Raw genomic sequence first — 20,114 nt, 5'->3', positions numbered from 1 at the left:
AGATTTGAAGAAATTAGCTCATAAAAATTAACCTAGATCTGATGAAACGAATTGATAGGAACCAAATTAAAAAAACAACTTCTTTTACCCGTATGACAGGCAATATCTCCAATCTGTTTGATTTTTAATAACAAGGTATCAGCATCGCAATCATAATAAAATTCTTTCACTTTCTGAATATGTCCGGAAGTTGCCCCTTTGTGCCATAATTCTTGTCGAGAGCGACTCCAATAATATACTTCTCCTGTCATCAAAGTTTGCTGAATTGATTCTCTATTCATCCATGCCATCATCAAGATAGCGCCATCTCGATAATCTTGAGCAATGGCAGGAATTAATCCTTGCTCGTTAAATTTTAATCGTTCAATCCAAAGAAAATCTTGATTCATGTTTTTATCTCCGGAAAAGTAGAGATGAGAAATAACTCATCCCTACTTATGGCACGCTGTTTAACTTGGAATTTAGTTAATGAAAGGTAGGATTATGACAAATTAAACTCATAAATTCTTGACGAGTTTTCGCATCTTCTGCAAAGACTCCCCTCACGGCACTGGTAGAAGTCCAAGAACCGGGTTTTTGTACTCCCCGCATCACCATACACATATGAGTTGCTTCGATAACAACCGCCACGCCTTTTGGTTTTAATAATCCTTGTATGGCATCGGCAATTTGTGCGGTTAATCTTTCTTGCACTTGCAAGCGTCTGGCATACATTTCACAAATGCGCGCGATTTTTGAGAGTCCCATTACTTTTCCATCAGGAATATAGGCGACGTGAGCGCGACCTAAAATGGGTAGGATATGATGTTCGCAGGAACTGAAAAGATCGATATCTCGCACCAATACCATCTCGTCGGTATCTTCATGAAAAACTGCTCCGTTAAGCAATTCATCGAGAGATTGATGATACCCTGACGTCAGGAATTGTAAGGCTTTAACGACTCGTTTGGGAGTATCTTTTAACCCTTCGCGATCTGGATCTTCTCCTAATCCTAACAGTAAAGTCCGTACCGCCTGGATCATATCCTCTTCTGAAACAAGAGATTGATGTTCGGTAGTCAGATTGGGGAAGGAACTTTTAGTCGATTTGATTGCAGTAGGTTCGGACTTAGATAAGGTCATATAGATGAATCTAAACAACAAAAAATTAGGTAGGAATGCAGAGGAATAACTGTTATAAAGCTAACTTTTGACAAGTGGTTTGCACCGACGCGATCGGCACTCCATTTTTAATAATGATTATCATTATTATAGCATCGTTTGTCACGTTTGGAGTTTAATACATCATCATTAACTACCGATAGTAAGAAACCAACTAACCCAAGCAAGGAGTAAAGAAAAAGCGATCGCGGAAGTTAATTGTTGACACAGCAGTTTTAAAGCAAAATACCAAGATACTTCGCGATTTATCATAGCTATCTCCTCACTATTAAATAGTTGTTTTTGCTTCTATTGCCCCTTGCATTCGCCTTTGTAGCTCGTCGACAGTCATGACACCGAGATCGCCTTCTTTTCTAGTACGAATGCTTAAAGTTTGCTCGGCTACTTCCTGTTTACCAACCACTGCTACCACAGGAATCTTTTCTAACTCAGCATTGCGGATTTGTTTACCCAAACGTTCCCCCGTGCAGTCTATTTCTACCCGATAACCAGCTTGTTTGAAATTAGCAGCAACAGATTCAGCATACTCTCTTTGTGTTTCACTCACTGGTAATAAACGTATTTGAATCGGTGCTAACCATAAAGGAAAATCTCCTGCATAGTTTTCGATTAAAATCCCGTAAAAACGCTCTAAAGACCCAAAAATTGCCCGATGAATCATAATGGGACGTTGACGAGAACCATTAGCTGCTACATATTCGAGATCGAAGCGTTCTGGTAAATTAAAATCTACCTGGATAGTCGAACATTGCCAAGTACGTCCAATAGCATCTTGAATTTTAATATCGATCTTTGGACCATAGAAAGCACCACCACCCTTATCTTCCAGGTAATCCCACCCCTTTGTCTTCAAAGCTTCTACTAAAGCATTAGTCGCCAATTCCCAACCTTCATCTGTACCGACTGACTTATCTGGGCGAGTAGAGAGATTGACTTCATAGTCTTTAAAACCAAAATCCGAAAGAATTTTTTCCGTTAAATTAAGAATACTGAGAATTTCCCCTGCAATTTGTGTGGATAAACAGAAAATATGGGCATCATCTTGAGTAAAGCCCCGCACCCGCATTAAACCATGCAAGACACCAGAACGTTCATAACGATATACAGTTCCTAATTCCGCCCAACGCAAAGGTAATTCTCGATAGGAATGGAGGTCATTTTTATAGATAAGAACGTGAAACGGACAGTTCATTGGCTTGATTTGATAAGCCTGTTCCTCAATCTTCATCGAGTCAAACATATTTTCCCGATAAAAATCAACATGACCCGATGTTTTCCATAATTCTAAATTGGCAATGTGAGGTGTATAGAGAAGTTCATAACCTGCATCTAAATGTGCCTTACGCCAATAATCTTCAATGATGCAGCGCATAGTTGCACCGCGAGGATGCCAAAATACCAAACCACCACCAGCATCTTCTTGAATGCTAAACAGTTTTAACTCCTTGCCTAGTTTGCGATGATCTCTGCGTTTGGCTTCTTCTTTTTTTTGTAAATAAGCTTCTAACTGTTCGGGAGTTTCCCAAGCAGTACCGTAGATGCGTTGTAGTTGGGCTTTGGTTTCATCTCCGCGCCAGTATGCACCAGCCACGCTTTCTAAGGCAAAAGCATCTGGGTTAATCTCTCCTGTAGTTTTAACATGAGGTCCTGCGCACAAATCCCACCAAGATACAGTAGCAGGAATTTTGACGGGTTTAATTAAAGAAGGTTCTGGTAAGGCAGCTTTCAGCTTTTCTCCGATATTAGGCAATCTACCACCGTCAGGACTACCGATATAGTAACGAGTAATAGTTTCTCCTTCAGGAATGCTGTCTAAAATCTCTAGTTTGTAGGGTTCGCCTAGCTGTTCGATTTCGACTTTAATTTCTTCCCTAGCTACCTCTTCCCGAATAATCGGCAAATTAGCTTTAATAATTAAGCGCATTTGTTTGGTAATTTTGATTAAATCTTCAGGAGTAAAAGGTTGCGGGCGCTCGAAATCATAATAAAAACCCGTATCTGTAGTCGGTCCAATGGTAACTTTTGTCTCTGGAAATAAGATTTGTACTGCCATTGCCATGATATGGGCGCAAGTGTGGCGAATGCGATCTAATTTTTGCAGATTGGAAACTTGCAGGGGATTGTCGCTTTGAGATTGGGTTGACTGACTGACCATATCGAGTATTTTTGATAATAATGATTGTTTGATCAAAAGTTGCGATCGCGACTTTTAACTCATTAGTGATTAAACAGCAACAGAAGCAACTAAGCAGTCATTTAATGAGTGTCGAATTTTATCGGTATCTAAATGACGACCGATAAAAACTAACTGGTTAGACGGCAAACCTGTCCAACGATCGGATTTCATATCGTAGCGAGGACCGCTTAATTGAAAAACATGACGCAGTTCACTTCCATCAAACCAAATAATTCCTTTAGCTCGAAATACTTCATTTGGTATTTGTTCGGTTAAAAACTTCTGAAACTTGTAAACATCAAAGGGGCGATCGCTGGTAAAAGACATTGAAACAAATCCATCATTTTCTAAGTGATGGGAATGATATTTATGGTCGTGATAACGATCGGATTCTTCCTCGTTTTTATAAGCTTCAATGGGTGTTAATCCTACGTCCAAAATGAGTCCTAGTGGTACTTGACAATATTGAGTCTGTAAAATTCTCGCTCCTTGTTTAAAAGTTTTGATTTGAGATTCTAACTCTGCTAGTTTTTCTGGGGTAACCAGATCGATTTTGTTGAGTAAAACTATATCGGCGTAAGCAATCTGACTCATTGCCGCTTCACTGTTAAAATGGTCGGCATCAAACAAATCGGCATCGACCACTGTAATAATAGAATCCAAACGAGTTGAATCGCGAAATTCTGTTCCGACAAAGGTCAAAATAATCGGTAGAGGATCGGCAATTCCCGTTGTTTCAATGACCAGATAATCGACCTTCTCATCGCGTTCCAAAATCCGATAGACTGCTTCAATCAATCCATCATTGATGGTGCAACAAATACAGCCATTACTCAATTCCACCATATCGTCATCGTAAGAGACGAGAAGTTGAGAATCGATACTAATATCTCCAAATTCATTCACTAAGACTGCAACTTTTAAATCCTGTTTATTTTGGAGGATTTGATTGAGTAAGGTGGTTTTGCCACTGCCTAAAAAACCAGTGATAATCGTAACGGGTATTCCCCAATTTGGCTGTTCTCGAATCAGTAATCGATTCATAGAATTAGTTCCTGAGTAACAATTATTTATTTTCGCTAACTTTTTTGGTAGAGTATTTTTATTATAATGATTATCATTATAATAAAGCGCGATACGTTTATCCAGAAGGGCGGGTGAACGGGGTCATCAAGCTGCTTGAGTACAACATTGCGCTTCTCATTATGGAGCGCAACTCGGTTCTCAAATTGGCGATTTTGGAGTGCTTTACGAAATGGAGCAGCAACTCGCTGCTCAGTCCATACCATCTAGTATCATTCGTGCTGCCTACTACATGAGTAATTGGGACTTTTCTCTACAAAACATTAAACACAATGGCGGAATCAATACCTTCTTTCCAACCGATTTTGTCTTGTCGATGGTCGCTCCGCGCGATATTGGTCAGTTGGCAGCGCGTTTGATGACAGAGCCAATAGAGAATACAGGATGATACAACATCGAAGGACCAGAAAGATATTTTGTGCTCGATGTTGCACAAGCATTTGCCAAAGCTTTACAAAAACCAGTCAAAGGAATGGAAACTCCGCGCGACCAGTGGATCGGGACGATGCAGAATATGGGGTTTTCAAACAAGACAGCAGTATTCTTCTCCAAGATAACAACCCTGGCGATCAAAAGAAAATGCCAAAGCGCGATCGCGTTACACGAGGAGTAGTTTCGCTAGAGAGCTACATTGCAGAACTCGTGTATCTTGTTGTTTAACTCATCGCTCCATCTCAAGTGTCCAAACTGAAAACTGCTATAGTCTGTCGCCAACATTTTTTAAATTGAGATAACTCGGTAATAATCGTTTCTTTATTTTCTGTGGAAAACTTAGCGGCAATCTGTGGAAAATTGCACTTATCTGTGGAAAAAACGATCGCGCAATTAAGAGTCTTCTGACTCAAAAGTAATGCGATCGTGCTGATAATCGGGAGGTTCTACATGGATGATTACTCGCACGGGACTAAATTGTTCTGCCAAGCGAATTTCTACTTCTTCTGTAATTTTATGGGCGTTTTCCACATCGGTTGCCTCTACAACTAAGTGCATTTCTATAAATATTTGTCGTCCCAACAATCCTCTGGAGGCTATATCATGGCAATTGATAACGCCGGGAACCTCCATGACGATTTGATGGATTGCTTCGGGCGCGATCGCCATTTCATCTACCAACCAAGGCACGTTTGCCTTTAATACCGTCCAACCGCTGTAAAATACCAACAAAGCGACGGGGAAAGACAAAATTACGTCTAGCCATTGCAGTTGCGGTAAATTTAACACCCGTCCTTGCCAAACGCCGACCAATCCAGCCATAACCGTAATCGTCACCCAGATGTCGCTCATGGTGTGGTAAGCATCGGCAATCAAAATCGGACTTCCGACTTTCCTGCCGATTTTCCGTTCGTAAAAAGCCACAAAAATATTCACCCCCAACACGACGATCAGTAGCGATAATTCGGCGCCAGCAATGCGAACGGGACTTCCTCCCTCCAAAATTCGTTCGGTTGCGCTTTTAAGGATTTCAAAACAAGCAATTCCTAAAAAAGCGGCGATTCCCAATGCGCCTAGTGCTTCATATTTTTGATGTCCGTAGGGATGATCGCGATCGGGAATTGGAGAGGACAAGCGACTGGCAATTAAACCGAGAATGTTATTTGCACTATCGGTGACGCTGTGTAAGGCATCTGCTTGCAAACTCAATGAATTCGCCTGAAATCCTACCACTGCTTTGAGTCCCATAACGAAAAGATTGAGAAGCAGGGTAAGAATTAAAACTTTGCGAACCTCAGAGCGGTTATCCCTTACCACAGAAGCTACTAGATTTACGCTATCATGCTAAAATTATCCATGGGTTTGGGCTAAGGGTTTGGGCTAATCTACAGCATCCGACCTGGTTTGAGTTTGATAACAAAAATGGTGCGGTTGAAGGCTAGCTGATTTCTCTAATTATTCGCTCCCCGCGTGTAGACGACACTTGTTTTTCAAAGACCTATTATACCACTTTGTCAATGCGTAAGTCCTAATTAAAATTGTTAATGGCGATCGTAGTCAAGTTGTCGCCATCAAGAATTTGAATGTCAAAAGACTTAAAACCGGGAACGCTATATCTAGTCGGAACGCCGATAGGAAATCTGGAAGATATCACCTTTCGGGCAATAGGAATTTTACAAGCAGTAGATTTAATTGCGGCTGAAGATACTCGCCACACGGGAAAATTATTACAACATTTTCAGATTGCTGCCCCACAGATTAGCTATTACGAACACAATAAGCGATCGCGTCAGGAAGAATTATTAGCTCGTCTCCAAAAAGGAGAAACAATTGCTCTAGTAACGGATGCGGGAATGCCAGGAATTTCCGATCCGGGTTACGAATTGGTGAAAGCTTGCATCGATGCTGGCATCTCGGTCATTCCCATTCCGGGAGTCACGGCAGCGGTGACTGCGTTAGCGGCATCGGGTTTGCCAACCGATCGCTTTGTTTTTGAAGGGTTTCTACCTATAAAAGGAAAAGAAAGGCGCGATCGCCTCAATTTTTTGAAACATGAAACTCGTACTCTAATTTTATACGAAGCTCCCCATCGCTTGCTTGAAACTCTAAGCGATCTAGCCAGCGTTTTAGGGGAAAATAGACAAATCGTATTGGCACGAGAATTAACCAAAGTACATGAAGAATTTTGGCGAGGGACAATTCGAGATGCGATCGCACTCTATACGACTAACCGCGAACCGAAAGGAGAATTTACCCTTGTCGTCGCAGGGACTCAAACGCAAGAAAATCTCATTTTATCGGAAGAGGAACTCAAAACCGAACTGCGACGCCTAATCGAGCAAGGAATGACGCGATCGCAAGCCAGCCGTCAGTTAGCCCAACTCACCAATATCCCGCGTCGCCAGATTTATGACTTAGAAATCTAAAATCCTTTCATCAAATGACTAATGACAATCAACCCAGAGAACGAGAACCCTTTACTAATTTAGTGCTCTATCACTTATTCAAGTGGTCGGTCGTTAGTCCCATGCTGCACGTTTATTTTCGGGTTCGTATTTATGGGACAGAAAATGTTCCTCAAAAAGGTGCTCTAGTTGCCGTCTGCAACCACGGCAGTTATTTCGATCCGCCAATCGTATCAAACTGTCTGCGCCGTCCGGTAGCCTATATGGCAAAAGAAGAATTATTTAAAATTCCTGTATTTAAGCAGGCGATCGAATTATATGGAGCTTATCCCGTCAAACGGGCAACGAGCGATCGCGATGCCATCCAAGCGGCACTCACTGCCCTAGAAGGAGGTTGGATAGCGGGGATTTTTTTGACAGGGACTCGAACTCCTGACGGTCGTATTACTAATCCTAGACGAGGAGCAGCGCTGATCGCGGCTAAAGCGCAAGTCCCTCTCTTACCCGTAAGTTTGTGGGGCACTGAGAAAATCTTACGCAAAGGTTCGCCTTTTCCCTACCCCGTACCCGTCACAGTTAGAATCGGGGAGTTAATCGCTTCCCCATCCTCGACCAAACGAGAAGAATTACAGCAAGTGACAGAAAAGTGCGCCGCTGTTATCAATGCTATGCACGATTTGGGGCGGTAAGAATGGTTGGTAGTTAGTGGTTAGTGGTTAATTGTCTCCCACCGCTCCCCGTCTCCTCCTCTCCCCACACTCCTCCCTTCAGAGCGATCGCACAAACTTATCGAGTCTGTCCAATCCTTTCTCGATAGTAGTCATATCGGTGGCATAGGAAAGACGGATGCATCGATCTGCGCCAAAGGCAATACCAGGAACGGCGGCTACTTGATGCTCTTCCAGTAAGGCTTTACAGAAATCGATGGAAGCCATTCCCGTTTGGCTAATGTCTATAAAGACGTAAAAAGCGCCATTGGGTTTGGGACAACTGAGGTTGGGAATGGCACTGATGCGCTCTAACATATACTGTCGCCGTTTGGCAAAAGCAGCGAGCATTTGTTGCACGCAATCCTGAGAGCCTTCTAAAGCCGCGATCGCGCCGTATTGCGCAAAGGTACAAACATTAGAAGTACTGTGACTTTGAATGGTAATTGTGGCTTTAATTAGCTCTAGTGGTCCCGCTAGATAGCCGACGCGCCAGCCCGTCATAGAATAAGCTTTGGCGAAACCGTTGCTAATAATTGTCCGCTTAAAAGCTTCTTCGCTAACAGCACCAATACTCAAATGTTCTGCACCGTCGTAGAGAATCTTTTCATAGATTTCGTCGGAGACAACGAGGATGTCGCGTTCTACAATAACCTCAGCTAGAGCGCGAATTTCATCGGGCGTGTAAACTATTCCCGTTGGGTTAGAAGGGGAGTTGAGGACAAATAGTTTTGTCCGAGGAGTAATGGCTTGACGGAGTTGGTCGGGAGTAATCTTGTATTGGTTTTCTTCAGGCGTATCGACAATAACTGGCGTACCGCTTGCTATCTTCACCATCTCAGGATAGCTCAGCCAATAGGGGGCTGGAATAATGACCTCATCGCCTGGTTCGATTAAGGCGAGCATCAAATTGAACAGAGAATGTTTGCCGCCATTGGTGACAATAATATTTTCTGCTTGATAATTTAAATGATTGTCTTCGTATAGCTTTTTGGCGATCGCCGCTCTGAGTTTTGGTTCTCCAGATGCAGGCCCATACTTAGTTTTTCCTTGGTCTAGCCCCAGTTTGGCGGCTTCCTTAACGTGTTGTGGCGTGTCAAAATCTGGCTCTCCCGCACTAAAACTACAGACATCAATTCCCTCCGCCTTCATTGCCTTGGCTTTGGAATCGATCGCTAATGTTAGGGATGGCGTTACTTGACCGACTCGCGATGATAGTTTCATAAATTTTATCCCCCAGATGTTTTACAGACCTTAGAGGACATCTGAAAAGTCCATTTTGTCATCCTGAGTGCAGGAGAACGTAACGAAGAATCTTTGTTTGGAGTGGGTAGGCTAAGATGTTTCGCTTCGCGATCGCTACGCTCAACATGACTTGGCGGAGTATCTTCGACATTCTATACTTTTCAGACAACCTGTTAGATGAGAGGTCATCTGGGTATTGTCGCATTATCATCGTGGAAAACTGCTCTAGGCTTATACTTTTTTTAAGGACAGCATTCTTAGATCGACTCGCTCCCACTCAGCGAGCGCTAATTATGCAAGTTTAAATTCTTTTAGCGCTGGAAAAAAATTTTGATTTTCATGACCGGGACGGCTGAGTTTAATAAGGGCAAAACGCTGGGCGGGAGTGAGATTTTCCCACTGCTGTGCCGTAATCGCGATGCCGAATTCTGCGGCTTTTTCCTGAGTTTGGGCAGGCACCGTCGAAGCATCCAGCCAAGGTGGATGGGGCTCGATCGCGAGTTCGCCAGCAGGTTTGCCCGTTTTTTCTTTGACGAGGTTTTGTAAATAGTCTCGATAGACTTGACTTTCTTCAACAGTTGTGCATGGCAAAGCAACAAGGGTTTGTCGTTCTTCTTGACTGAACTGGTTCCAATGAAATAGCTTGAGTTTTACTCCACAAGTATCGAGTTTCATTCTCACTTGCATGGGAATACAGCGCAAGGAATCGACAAAATCTGCCTCGAATTGAAAAAAATCAGTCATTGGTCATTGGTCATTCGTTCTTCGTCATTTGTTATTCTAGTCATTCAGCTAGGTGAGGATACGTATTCTGGTACTGACGAGATTTGGACGGGTTTTTCGGTACCAGCTTCGGAGATAGCCGCAATAGGCACTAATTGAACCGCACAAGCTTTTAATTCTGGTTCGAGAGAATCGGGACAAGCTTTTGGGTGGGTGAGGCTATTAGCCTCTGCATTCTCTGCCCAGAGTGCGCCCCAGTGCATAGGAACGAAAACCGTACCAGGTGCGATCGCTTTGGTAACTTTAGCGGGAAAACGTGCCTTGCCGCGACGCGATCGCACTTCGATCCAATCCCCATCCTTTATCCCTAATTTTTCTGCATCGCGGGGGTTAATTTCAACAAAGGGATTGGGATGCATCTTAGTAATTTTCTCAATTCGTCCCGTGCGAGTTTGAGTATGCCAATGACCGTATAATCTCCCCGTCGTCAAGACAAAAGGATAAGCTTCGTCGGTTGGTTCCGCCAATCCCTTGGAATGATAAGCAGCAAACCTCGCCCGTCCGTCGGGAGTATTAAATCGCCAATTCGTATAAAGTCGCTTGCCTTTTGGTTTTTCCTCCTTCCCCTTAAATAAATGAGAGAGAATTCCAGATTGTTGAGTAGAAGTATTTTCTCCCCCTCCGTCCAAGGGACAGGGCCATTGAATGGGGCCTTCTTGCTGCAAGCGATCGTAGCTAATTCCCGTCATATCGCAGGGACGATTGCGGGTTGCTTGCACGAATTCCCGATGTACCGCAGCCGAATCGGGAAAGTTAAACTGTTCGACAAACCCCAAGCGACGCCCCACTTCTGCAAAGATTTCCCAGTCGGCTTTGGCTTCTCCCGGACGGAGACGGAACTGCGGACACAACGTTACTACCCGTTCGGAATTGGTCATCGTTCCCGTTTTCTCGCCCCATTGCGCCGCCGGCAATAAAATATGGGCATAAGCTGCCGTTTCTGTCGGGTAATAGGCATCCTGATAGACGGTCAAGGGCGACTTCAGTAGCGCAGCTTTCGTGCGTTCTAAATCCGGCATGCTGACGGCTGGATTGGTTGCCGCAATCCACAGTAAGCCCACTTCGCCCGTTTCCAAACCCGTTATCATACTCCAAGCATCTCGACCTGGATTGGGGGAAATTCGTCCGGCGGGAAGTTGCCAGAGTCGTTCCACTTCGGCGCGATGTTGGGAATTTGTGACCGATCGATAACCGGGGAGAATATGGGCGAGTCCGCCTGCTTCCCGTCCTCCCATTGCGTTTGGCTGTCCGGTGAGAGAAAAGGGTCCCGCGCCCGGTTTGCCGATATTGGCGGTCATCAGGTGTAGATTAATAATGGTGCGAACTTTAGCCGTTCCTTCAGAAGACTGATTGACTCCCATCGACCACAGAGAGAGAACTCGTTCCGATTCTGCCCAATAACGCGCCGCTTGTTCTAGATGGTCGATGCGGATGCCGCACTTGCGGGCAACTAATTCGGGAGAATAGTGGTTGATGACTTCCGCGTAGGCGGGAAAATCTTTGGTACATTCATCAATAAAGAGAGTGTCAATTTTGTCCCAACGCATCAGCAGGTGGGCGATGCCGTTGAGCAAGTCGATATCGGTGCCGGGATTGATGGCGAGATGGAGATCGGCTGCTTCTGCGGTTTTCGTTCGGCGGGGATCGACGACGATCAGTTTGGCTTTGCGATCGCGCTTGATATGTTTGTGCAAGCGGTTGAAAACGATGGGGTGACATTCGGCGGTATTGGTGCCAATAAGAAAGGCACAGTCGGTCAATTCCAAGTCGTCATAACAACAGGGAGATCCGTCAGAACCGAAGCTTTGAATATAACCCGCCGCGGCGGAGGACATGCAAAGGCGGGAGTTGGCATCAAAGTTATTGGTGCCCAAACAGCCTTTGATCAGTTTCTGGGCGACGTAGTAGTCTTCGGTTTGAAATTGACCGGAACCATACAAGCAAATGCCATCGGAACCTTGCGTAGCGATAACGGTTCGGATGCGAGCGACGATGCGATCTAAGGCTTCATCCCAACTGACTCGACGAAAGGGATCGGATAAAGAGTCCCTCATCATGGGATATTTGAGGCGATCTTTGTCTAGCGATTCGCTAATGGTTGCCCCTTTGACGCAAACCATGCCTTGAGAGGAGGGGTGAGAGCGATCGCCGACCACTTTCCAAATCGGGTTTCCTTGACTATCTCGATGAGTCGCGCGTCCCGCAGCAGCAGGCGGAGAAACTTCTAATCCGCATCCAACACCGCAATAGGGACAGAGGGTTTTTACTGAGTCAGTCATAGAACTTGAGATTTTCGCTCGTATGGCAAGATAACGAAGACTTTCTTTCTGGCGCTTTTACTAGATGGTCTTGATATTTTTCTTAATAAACTGTAATTTTCAATACAATTTGTGCCATCTATTACTGCTTATGAATTCTTTTAATGCAAATCGCGCATTTGTAGCTGTTTGCGATCGCTAGTCGGTTCGATTGATTTTCTCTGTGCCCAAAAGTGTTAGAGTATATGTACGGAATAACTGTCCAGTAATTCAACGAAATGTTTGCGCTTCAAACCAGCTATACTCAGGCACGGGAAAATTTAGCTACCTTACTCGACCAAATCGAAAATGAAAACACGATTGCCGTGATTAAACGTCGCGGTCATAAGGATATCGCTTTATTGGCAGCCGACGAACTATCTAGTCTATTAGAGACTGTTTATTTGCTGCGATCGCCAGCCAATGCCCGTCGTCTATTAGATACGCTAGAGGAGTCAAAAAAATGGGATGCAACCGAATCTCCCCTTCCTCACACGATTGATGAATTATGCTCCGAATTAGACATTGAAAGAAAGAAAGAAAAAGCAGAACTCGCCATTTGACCAGAATATTCAGCAGGTTTCTCGTTTTCCAGTCTTTTCAGAGCGTTTTCGAGAAGATCTTGGTTGGTGGTACAAAACCGATAAACAGAAAGCCTACAAAATCCTCGATTTAGTTGAAGCGGTTATGAAAGACCCATTCAAAGGAGTAGGTAAACCAGAACCAATTAAGTATCTAGACACCGATACCTGGTCGCGCAGAAAGGAAAATTTCACGATCTGAGGTTATTTTCTCTTCTAAAAAAAAGACTATACGAACGCTCAAATGTATTAAATAAAAACTAGATTCAAAGTTGAATCAACGTCACGGCAATCTTACCAGAAAAACAAACATCGACATCGGTTCCAGTAGCGCGATCGCGTTTAGAATATTCTCCCTCGTAATAAAATAAATCGCCCTCGATGCGATATTTAAGGGGTAAAGGTTGCGTACTCGGTTCGCAAAACACAATTTCTGGTTCGGGGGAATTGGGTTCGATATGAGGCAAATTGACATTCCAGAAACTTTTGGGGGGAATGGGACGATTGAATAACTCTGCCAACACTTTCGCCGTCCAAACCGAGGCAAGATCCCAATCGACGATTAGCGGTCTTCTAATCCAGTGGGAGATAGCAATTCCAGGGATGCCGTGGATTGCCGCTTCTCTCACCGCAGCAACCGTTCCCGAAATATAAGTATCGATCCCCAAATTCCCGCCTGCGTTAATGCCAGATAATACCCACTTCGTTTCTGGGGCAATATGGGTAATAGCTAAACGAGTGCAATCGGCAGGCGTTCCATCGACTGCATATTCGCTATCGGATCGCTTTTGCAGATGAATTGGTCGCGTGGTGGTAACTTTATGTCCGCAACCGGATAAATGATCTTTTGGCGCAACGATAATGCCTCGACCGTTTAAAGCTTTTTGCAGTGCCCGAATGCCGGGGGCATCGATTCCGTCGTCATTGGTTAAAATTAGCGTCATTACTCTTACCAGATTGCAAAGGCGATCGACTAAAGTCGCACAAATAGACAAATATACCAGTCTTACTAGATTGCAAAGACGATCGACTAAAGTCGTACAAATAGACAAATATACCAGGCTGACTGAAATAATCGATTTGCTGACCGATTTGATTTAGATATGAGGTGATTTCCTGACGTTCCCGATCGTTTGCCCGATAGAGTAGCCAAACGCGTCGTTTGCCTCGAAAGCGCTCGATTTCGCGCTTGTATTGCTTCCATTCTTCCTGCGTTCCTTTGCCATCGTTAGGCAAGACTCGCACTCCGATAACGTAATCTCCTTTGAAATAGCCATATTTCTCGGCATAGTAAGTAAAGGCATTCTGCGCCCTAGTATAAATATAAAAACTATCTTCTGGCTGCTGACGAGACTTGACATATTCGATCGCCCCTTTAATCTCTTCTTTAAGGGCTGGACGAATAACCAGTTGACTCGCTTGGAGTGCAGGAGGAGCAAGCAAAGCGATCGCAACGATAATTCCTAAAATAGCGAAATATTTACGCCGCCCTTGGAATTGAGCGAGTAAAAAAACAACGCCTTCGGCAATAATAGCGATCGCAAATGGTATGAGAAAAAGAATCAAGCGATCGCGAAAAGGATATTTGTGCAGATAACTCCCTAACAAAGTTGTTAGGAATGGAGAAGTTATAAAGAGTAAATTAGTTCTATTAATTCGATAGTAAGCAACACATCCGCACACAAAGGCGAACATAGCGACTCCATCGGTGATGCTGACAAAACCTAACGGAGTATAGAACAATCTGCCAAAAGCATCGAACAACCATACCAGCTCGAAAAGAGAATCGGGATAGCTGGCACCCCAAGAACCTTGTAGCGCTTCATTCTGCATGGCGCCGCTAATTGTCAAAAAATACAGCACGCCAAAAATCGACAGCCAAACGAGATACACTGGCAATCGATTGAGGATAATGCTCAGTTTTTTCTGCGCAGGAGCAGTCAGCAGAGAACTCAATTCTATTCCCGATAGGACGAAAATCGATGGATGGGAGAGCCAAATCCCAATTGCTCCCACCAGACTGAGCAACAGAATCTGTCTTGCTTTAAGAATTTGCTGGCGAAGGGGAATGAGAATTAAGAAAAAAAGCAGCGCTAACATCACATCGCTGCCATACTGCTTGACTTCTGTGGCGTAGTAGAGATTGTAGCTCAGACAGGCAAATAGCGCGATTGCAATGGGAGCGGCAAGCGCGGAGATATAGCGCCGGGTAAACTGGTAGAAGGCAAACAGCGAAACAATGCTAGCGATAAAAGGAAACAGCCTGAGCGCATACTCGTTGTTGCCAAAGAGTTGAATGGACAGCTTTTCTATCCAGAGAAATCCTGGTGGTGCTGCTTGATTGCGCTCCAAAGGACTGAGTAATTCTAGATAAGAACGGTTGACGATATTGATTGCCAGTGCTGCCTCATCATCCCAAAGAGAGCGATTGCTGACGTATTGAATGAGGCGAACGAAGATACCGAAAATTAAGAAAAAAATCGATATATATTCAAGCAGAGGAGAAATCTTTTTTGGAGATCTCTGGGAACTATCGCGATCGCGCTCGGCAAGCAATTGCTGGATTTTAGATTTTGCCATATGCAAACCCTATTTTCTTATGGCAAACGAGAATTAACAAATACCTTCATATTTTCTTTAGCGCTTATTAGCAAGATTAGTTCCCTCGCAAGCGCTTAAAAATGGTTGCACAGGGACATAATATCACGTGAGTTCTAAATTCGGAGTTCAGAAAAAATACTGTCCTTTAGTATACTTTTCTGCGTCTGGAGCGCCTCTGCGCGAGTATTATTCCCCTAAATAAGCCTCCAGTACCTCTGGATTCGTTTGAATTTCCTCTGGCGTTCCGTCAGCGAGATTCGTTCCTTCTGCCAACACCCAGACGTGGTTGCACAGGGACATAATTACATCCATATTGTGTTCGATAATCAGGAATGAGATTCCCTGTTTGTTCCAATTCATTATATGCTCGCAAATCTGACCGATGAGCGTGGGATTCACCCCTGCTGCGGGTTCGTCCAATAAAATTAGTTTGGGACGGGTCATTAAAGCCCTTGCCATTTCCAGCAGCTTTCGCTGTCCTCCCGATAATGCCCCCGCATAATCTTGCGCTTTAGCCGCCAGTCCGACAGATTCGAGAATTTCCATTGCCCGTTCTTTATTTTCTCTTTCTTCCTGTCTGACTTGTCCTCGTTGAAACCAAAGCTGAATAAAATTCTCTCCAGTTTGTTTTTGAGTTGCCAATAGCATATTTTCTAGCACGGTCAACCGAGAGAGAACCCGTGCGACTTGGAAGGTACGAACGCAGCCTTGTAAGGCAATTTGATAGGGTTGTAAATGATGGATGGGCTCGCCATCAAAAATCACTTCTCCCTTATCGGGACGAATAAAATTCGACAGCAGGTTGAATAATGTGGTTTTTCCTGCCCCATTCGGTCCGATCAGTCCCGTAATCGTTCCCTTCTTAACGCAGATTTTAGCCTCATTGACCGCTCTCAGCCCGCCAAAACTTTTGCTTAATCCAGTCGCTGAAAGTATGTTATTGGTAGTTGGTTGTTCTTCATTTGCCATTTGTCAATTGTTCTTGCTTGCCACTAACCACTAACTACTAACTAATTACCGACCCAATGTAAGTTCCTCTTTTTTCCCTAGAATACCTTGCGGTCGCCAAATCATGAGCATCATGAGAATTAAACCAATAATCATTATTCGCAAGCCTCCCAATTGAGCTTCGTTAGTAATGCCTATTTGAATGCCTATTTGGGGAAGCAGAAAGCGAGTCAGGGTATCGTATGCCCAGAAAATTACTGCTCCTAATAGGGTGCCTGCGTTACTGCCAGCCCCACCTAATACGACTATAATCCAGGCATTAAAAGTCAGTAGCGGTTCAAAATTGGTCGGATAAATAGTGGTCAGCTGCCAAGCAAAAAAGGCACCTGCTATACCAGCGATCGCGCCGCCTAACATAAATGCTTGTAGTTTATACCAAAAGACATTTTTGCCCAAGGCTCTGGGAATTTCTTCGTCTTCTCGGATAGCTTTGAGAATTCGCCCCCAAGGTGATCGCGCTAAAAATTCTAGGGCATTATAAACTAGCGCTAAAACCAGCAACACCAGTAGCATCAATCCAGCTTTGTAGGTGTAGTTAGAGAGCGCGATGACGCCATTAACATAAATAACCAAGATTAAAGCCGTGGCAATAATGCCCCAAATAATGAGACTAACTCGTTTTGTCGGTCTTTTGTCTTTGATTAATTGACTTTCATTCCACTGCCGCCTTAAACCTTGCCACAGTTGCCATCCAGCAAAGATAGCCAACAGGGTTAAGATCCCAATTAAGAGTAGCTCGCCGATGGGATTAAAGCGAACATTCAATGGCAGAGGATAGCGCTGTACCCCAAAAGACCCTCTAGTCAGCCACTCTTCATTGAGTACCACCAGGCGCAAAAGTTCTGAAACCCCGATCGTGACGATAGCTAGGTAGTCTTCCCGCAATCGTAGCGTAGAAGTACCGATCGCCAGTCCGAGTAAAGCAGCTAGTCCAGCGCCAGCGATCGCGGCAATAATTAAAGGAACGCCTTGAAGAGTCAACAGCGCAGTGGTATAGGCTCCAACGGTCATAAAAGCCACGTGACCGAAGTTAATCAGTCCCGTTAAACCCCATTGCAAATTGAGTCCGAGAGCAAATAGGCTATACAGTCCGGCAGAAGTTACAAGAAAAACGATATAACCACTAGAAGCAGTTAATTGAGATAGGATGTCTCCATTCATTGGGAGCTTGAGAGAAACATTTTAGGGTATCGTGTGGGAGACGCGATCGGATTCTACCGCAGTCGAGTTAATCGTGCGTATCGCAATTAACATAATAGTAATCGAATCTGGTAGCTGCCGAGCGCGATCGCACGAAACCAAATTCTTAGAGATGACTCTTGTGATAAGCTTTTACCGATGGGCGTTTTTGCTGCCTTGGAAACGGGGCGATTTACGACTGTTACCTATCTGATGGGCATTCTGGGAACCGACGTGCTGGCAGCGCACCAAATCGTGTTGCAAACCGCCATCGTCATCTTCATGGTACCTCTGGGAATGTCGTTTGCCGCACCGCCCGCGTCGGTCAATGGTTCGGACGGCAAGACCTCAAGGGGGCACGACGGGCGGGATATGTCGGGATCGGCATTGGGGTGGGGTTTATGATAATAATGTCGATCGCGCTGCTAGCTTTTCCCCAGCAAGCGATCGGGCTATATTTGGATCTTAGCAACCCAGAAAATGCTAACGTACTAAAGCTGGCAATGCCTATGCTCGTCGTTGCGGCTTTGGCTCAATTGGTAGATGGCGTGCAAAAGATAGCGATGGGCGCACTGTACGGACTCCAAGATACTCGCGTGCCGACGTTGTTGAGCTTCCTGACCTTCTGGGGAATTGGATTGAGCGGCGGCTATGTGTTGGGATTTCACCTCGGTTTGAGCGGCATTGGACTGTGGATAGGACAGTCCGTCCATCGGCGTGGCAGTCGCAGCTGGGGCTTTTGTCTGGCGCTTCTACCAACTTACCTCAAGTACGGATAATTAGCGCAGAAACCGAACCAACTCCTCTAACTTCGACCAAGCAGCACCGCTTCTGAGAATTTCCTTTGCCTTTTCTACGCCTTGACGACGATCTTCAAAGAAAACAACTTCGCCAACTTGAAGCGCAAGCGAGGCATTCAACGCCACTGCATCTTGCTGTGCCTGCGTGCCGCCTCCTTGGAGGACGTTCCGCAGAATCTCTGCATTGTCTTGCACATTTCCCCCTCTTAAAGCCTCAATCGGTGCGGGGGTTAATCCCAAAACTTCGGGCTGCAATTGACTCAATTCCACTTTGCGATCGCTCAGTAATGCTAGATCGGTTACATCGCTCAATCCCGCCTCGTCTAGCTTTTCCCTGCCGTGGAGAATAATGGCTTTGGGCGTTCCCAATTGTTTTAGGGCGTGAGCCATCGGCTCTAAAAATTGCGCGTCGTAGACTCCAATCACTTGTCCGGTGGGACGTAGAGGATTGACTAACGGTCCGAGGAGATTGAACGCCGTTCGTACTTTTAGCGTCCGTCGCAAGGGAGCAACGCTCTTCATCGCCGGATGCCAGCCGGGAGCATATAAAAAGGTAATTCCTACTTCCGAGAGAGCGGCTTCTACTTTCTCTGACGGTGCGGATAAATTGACCCCCAAATATTCTAAAACATCAGCCGAGCCTACTTTACTCGATGCGGAGCGATTTCCGTGCTTGGCGACTTTTACCCCAGCCGCAGCCGCAACGAAAGCAACGGCAGTAGAAATATTAAAGGTCGATGCCCCATCTCCTCCCGTGCCACAGGTATCGATGACGGGTTGGGCATGTTGAATCGGAGCTTGCTGTAAAGATTGCGCCTGCAAGACTTGCGCCATACCCGTCAATTCGTCGGCAGAAACGCCTTTAGCTTGGATAGCGGCTAAAATGGCTCCCGATAGCACGGGTGGAATTTCTTCCTTGAGCCAACCTTGCATTAATTGCGCGGCTTGAGTTTGGGAGAGGGATTGTCTGTCGAGCAACTGTTGCAGTAAGTTAGACCAGTCAATGGTAGTAGTTTGTGTCATGGGAATTCTCAAGTGCGATCGCATAATTATTGTAAGGTCATTGCAGCCATGCTTGAGTTCGATTGCGAGCCAAGCGCGATCGAACGCTAGCAAAATCTGAGAAATGTTTAAAAAACCCTATAGAATGGGTAACGAAGCGTATCAAAAATAAAAAAGGGATATAAGGTTTATGACTCCGTCGTTAGCTAATTTTCTCTGGAGCCTCGTCTGGGGTGCTGTTATTGTCGTCATTCCAGTAACGGTTGGACTGATCTTTATCAGTCAGAAGGATAAGATCGACCGTAAAGTCTAGAAAGACTTCTCACTCTATTTTTTTAAGAGACAAGGAAGATAGAGAAGACAAGCCAGACAAGGAAAAATTTTTTCCTGTCTCCGTCAAATCTAGTATCTTCTTTGTCTCTTCTTAATCGATCGGAAAATTTTTACAAAAGGCAAACAACGACAGAATACTTTTGTGCCTTCTGTGGCGAATCCAATTCGACTTTTGTAGATTTGAGTGCCGGAATGCAGCAATCTTACGTAGAAGATTGTCAGGTTTGCTGTCGTCCTAATGTTCTTTACGTACAAGTGGATGAGGAGACATTGGACGTTGAAATTTATACGGATTACGAGGAGTGAAATCTCGCGCAAAGG

General features: G+C 44.8%; 21 protein-coding genes and 2 pseudogenes. 9 read left to right on the top strand and 14 right to left on the bottom strand.

All coding sequences use genetic code 11. The annotated features are described in order from the left end of the window. Positions 1-32 precede the first annotated feature (32 nt). The 5 genes from hisI to PLE7327_RS18530 form a co-directional block, all read right to left on the bottom strand. Positions 33-389: a phosphoribosyl-AMP cyclohydrolase gene (hisI, locus tag PLE7327_RS18545; protein WP_015145311.1), complete on the bottom strand. Its 357-nt coding sequence runs from the start codon at positions 387-389 to the stop codon at positions 33-35. Between the two features lie 76 nt (positions 390-465). Beyond that, positions 466-1,122 carry a GTP cyclohydrolase I FolE gene (gene folE, locus PLE7327_RS18540; protein WP_015145310.1) on the bottom strand — a complete coding sequence of 219 codons (657 nt, stop codon included), beginning with the start codon at positions 1,120-1,122 and terminating at the stop codon, positions 466-468. 168 nt (positions 1,123-1,290) lie between these two features. Beyond that, entirely contained in the window at positions 1,291-1,413 is a 123-nt protein-coding gene (locus tag PLE7327_RS26195) for a hypothetical protein (protein WP_015145309.1), read from the bottom strand. Between the two features lie 16 nt (positions 1,414-1,429). Next, on the bottom strand, positions 1,430-3,316 hold the full coding sequence (gene thrS, locus PLE7327_RS18535; protein ID WP_015145308.1) for a threonine--tRNA ligase: 1,887 nt from the start codon (positions 3,314-3,316) through the stop codon (positions 1,430-1,432). 69 nt (positions 3,317-3,385) lie between these two features. Further along, positions 3,386-4,381 (bottom strand): GTP-binding protein, encoded by a 996-nt coding sequence (locus tag PLE7327_RS18530; protein ID WP_015145307.1) that lies wholly within the window; start codon positions 4,379-4,381, stop codon positions 3,386-3,388. Positions 4,382-4,580: 199 nt separating this feature from the next. Here PLE7327_RS18530 and PLE7327_RS22880 point away from each other — a divergent pair, with 199 nt between their 5' ends. Next, positions 4,581-4,808, top strand: coding sequence for a hypothetical protein (locus tag PLE7327_RS22880; protein ID WP_144266144.1), 228 nt, complete (start codon positions 4,581-4,583; stop codon positions 4,806-4,808). Between the two features lie 30 nt (positions 4,809-4,838). Further along, on the top strand, positions 4,839-5,033 hold the full coding sequence (locus tag PLE7327_RS24515) for a hypothetical protein (RefSeq protein ID WP_144266143.1): 195 nt from the start codon (positions 4,839-4,841) through the stop codon (positions 5,031-5,033). Positions 5,034-5,245: 212 nt separating this feature from the next. Here PLE7327_RS24515 and PLE7327_RS18520 read toward each other — a convergent pair whose 3' ends face one another. Next, positions 5,246-6,169, bottom strand: coding sequence for a cation diffusion facilitator family transporter (locus PLE7327_RS18520; protein ID WP_015145306.1), 924 nt, complete (start codon positions 6,167-6,169; stop codon positions 5,246-5,248). A gap of 266 nt (positions 6,170-6,435) precedes the next feature. Here PLE7327_RS18520 and rsmI point away from each other — a divergent pair, with 266 nt between their 5' ends. Together rsmI and PLE7327_RS18510 are read left to right on the top strand one after the other, a co-directional pair. After that, on the top strand, positions 6,436-7,278 hold the full coding sequence (gene rsmI / locus PLE7327_RS18515; protein ID WP_015145305.1) for a 16S rRNA (cytidine(1402)-2'-O)-methyltransferase: 843 nt from the start codon (positions 6,436-6,438) through the stop codon (positions 7,276-7,278). Between the two features lie 14 nt (positions 7,279-7,292). Further along, positions 7,293-7,946 carry a 1-acyl-sn-glycerol-3-phosphate acyltransferase gene (locus tag PLE7327_RS18510; RefSeq protein WP_015145304.1) on the top strand — a complete coding sequence of 218 codons (654 nt, stop codon included), beginning with the start codon at positions 7,293-7,295 and terminating at the stop codon, positions 7,944-7,946. A 78-nt stretch (positions 7,947-8,024) separates the two neighbouring features. On the opposite strand, the gene PLE7327_RS18505 is transcribed toward PLE7327_RS18510, so the two are convergent. The 3 genes from PLE7327_RS18505 to PLE7327_RS18495 all read right to left on the bottom strand — a co-directional run bounded on the left by PLE7327_RS18505 (position 8,025) and on the right by PLE7327_RS18495 (position 12,271). Further along, a complete protein-coding gene (locus PLE7327_RS18505) occupies positions 8,025-9,188 on the bottom strand; it encodes a pyridoxal phosphate-dependent aminotransferase (RefSeq protein WP_015145303.1) in 1,164 nt (387 codons plus the stop codon). A gap of 312 nt (positions 9,189-9,500) precedes the next feature. After that, positions 9,501-9,953 carry a nitrate reductase associated protein gene (locus tag PLE7327_RS18500; protein WP_015145302.1) on the bottom strand — a complete coding sequence of 151 codons (453 nt, stop codon included), beginning with the start codon at positions 9,951-9,953 and terminating at the stop codon, positions 9,501-9,503. A gap of 44 nt (positions 9,954-9,997) precedes the next feature. Continuing rightward, positions 9,998-12,271, bottom strand: coding sequence for a molybdopterin oxidoreductase family protein (locus tag PLE7327_RS18495; protein ID WP_015145301.1), 2,274 nt, complete (start codon positions 12,269-12,271; stop codon positions 9,998-10,000). A gap of 257 nt (positions 12,272-12,528) precedes the next feature. Here PLE7327_RS18495 and PLE7327_RS18490 point away from each other — a divergent pair, with 257 nt between their 5' ends. Both PLE7327_RS18490 and PLE7327_RS18485 read left to right on the top strand, forming a co-directional pair. Next, positions 12,529-12,852: a type II toxin-antitoxin system Phd/YefM family antitoxin gene (locus tag PLE7327_RS18490; protein WP_015145300.1), complete on the top strand. Its 324-nt coding sequence runs from the start codon at positions 12,529-12,531 to the stop codon at positions 12,850-12,852. A gap of 7 nt (positions 12,853-12,859) precedes the next feature. After that, positions 12,860-13,051, top strand: a pseudogene (locus PLE7327_RS18485) (Txe/YoeB family addiction module toxin); the annotation flags it as partial. Positions 13,052-13,136: 85 nt separating this feature from the next. Here PLE7327_RS18485 and surE read toward each other — a convergent pair. From surE to PLE7327_RS18465, 4 genes are all read right to left on the bottom strand, one after another. Next, the gene (gene surE, locus PLE7327_RS18480; protein WP_015145299.1) at positions 13,137-13,814 is read right to left on the bottom strand and encodes a 5'/3'-nucleotidase SurE; all 678 of its coding nucleotides are present in this window, start codon (positions 13,812-13,814) and stop codon (positions 13,137-13,139) included. Beyond that, positions 13,792-15,450: a glycosyltransferase family 39 protein gene (locus tag PLE7327_RS18475; RefSeq protein ID WP_015145298.1), complete on the bottom strand. Its 1,659-nt coding sequence runs from the start codon at positions 15,448-15,450 to the stop codon at positions 13,792-13,794. The genes surE and PLE7327_RS18475 overlap by 23 nt, the downstream gene beginning before the upstream one ends. 207 nt (positions 15,451-15,657) lie before the next feature. After that, complete coding sequence (locus tag PLE7327_RS18470; RefSeq protein WP_015145297.1) at positions 15,658-16,440, bottom strand: ABC transporter ATP-binding protein; 783 nt, start codon at positions 16,438-16,440, stop codon at positions 15,658-15,660. A gap of 45 nt (positions 16,441-16,485) precedes the next feature. Next, a complete protein-coding gene (locus tag PLE7327_RS18465) occupies positions 16,486-17,640 on the bottom strand; it encodes a branched-chain amino acid ABC transporter permease (protein WP_015145296.1) in 1,155 nt (384 codons plus the stop codon). A gap of 177 nt (positions 17,641-17,817) precedes the next feature. On the opposite strand from PLE7327_RS18465, the pseudogene PLE7327_RS24095 reads away from it, so the two are divergent. Beyond that, a pseudogene (locus PLE7327_RS24095) lies at positions 17,818-18,437 on the top strand (MATE family efflux transporter). On the opposite strand, the gene trpD reads toward PLE7327_RS24095, so the two are convergent. Then, positions 18,438-19,481, bottom strand: a complete 1,044-nt coding sequence (trpD, locus tag PLE7327_RS18455; protein ID WP_015145295.1) for an anthranilate phosphoribosyltransferase — start codon at positions 19,479-19,481, stop codon at positions 18,438-18,440. It abuts the pseudogene before it with no gap. A 169-nt stretch (positions 19,482-19,650) separates the two neighbouring features. On the opposite strand from trpD, the gene psbX reads away from it, so the two are divergent. Then, the gene (gene psbX / locus PLE7327_RS23695; protein ID WP_015145294.1) at positions 19,651-19,773 is read left to right on the top strand and encodes a photosystem II reaction center X protein; all 123 of its coding nucleotides are present in this window, start codon (positions 19,651-19,653) and stop codon (positions 19,771-19,773) included. A gap of 101 nt (positions 19,774-19,874) precedes the next feature. Beyond that, complete coding sequence (locus PLE7327_RS23690; RefSeq protein WP_015145293.1) at positions 19,875-20,099, top strand: CPXCG motif-containing cysteine-rich protein; 225 nt, start codon at positions 19,875-19,877, stop codon at positions 20,097-20,099. Positions 20,100-20,114 lie beyond the last annotated feature (15 nt).

Origin of the sequence: Pleurocapsa sp. PCC 7327, assembly GCF_000317025.1 — a bacterium.
GTDB lineage: Bacteria > Cyanobacteriota > Cyanobacteriia > Cyanobacteriales > Microcystaceae > Hydrococcus.
Note: the sequence above shows the minus strand (reverse complement) of the source record. Positions and strands in the feature narration are given on the sequence as shown.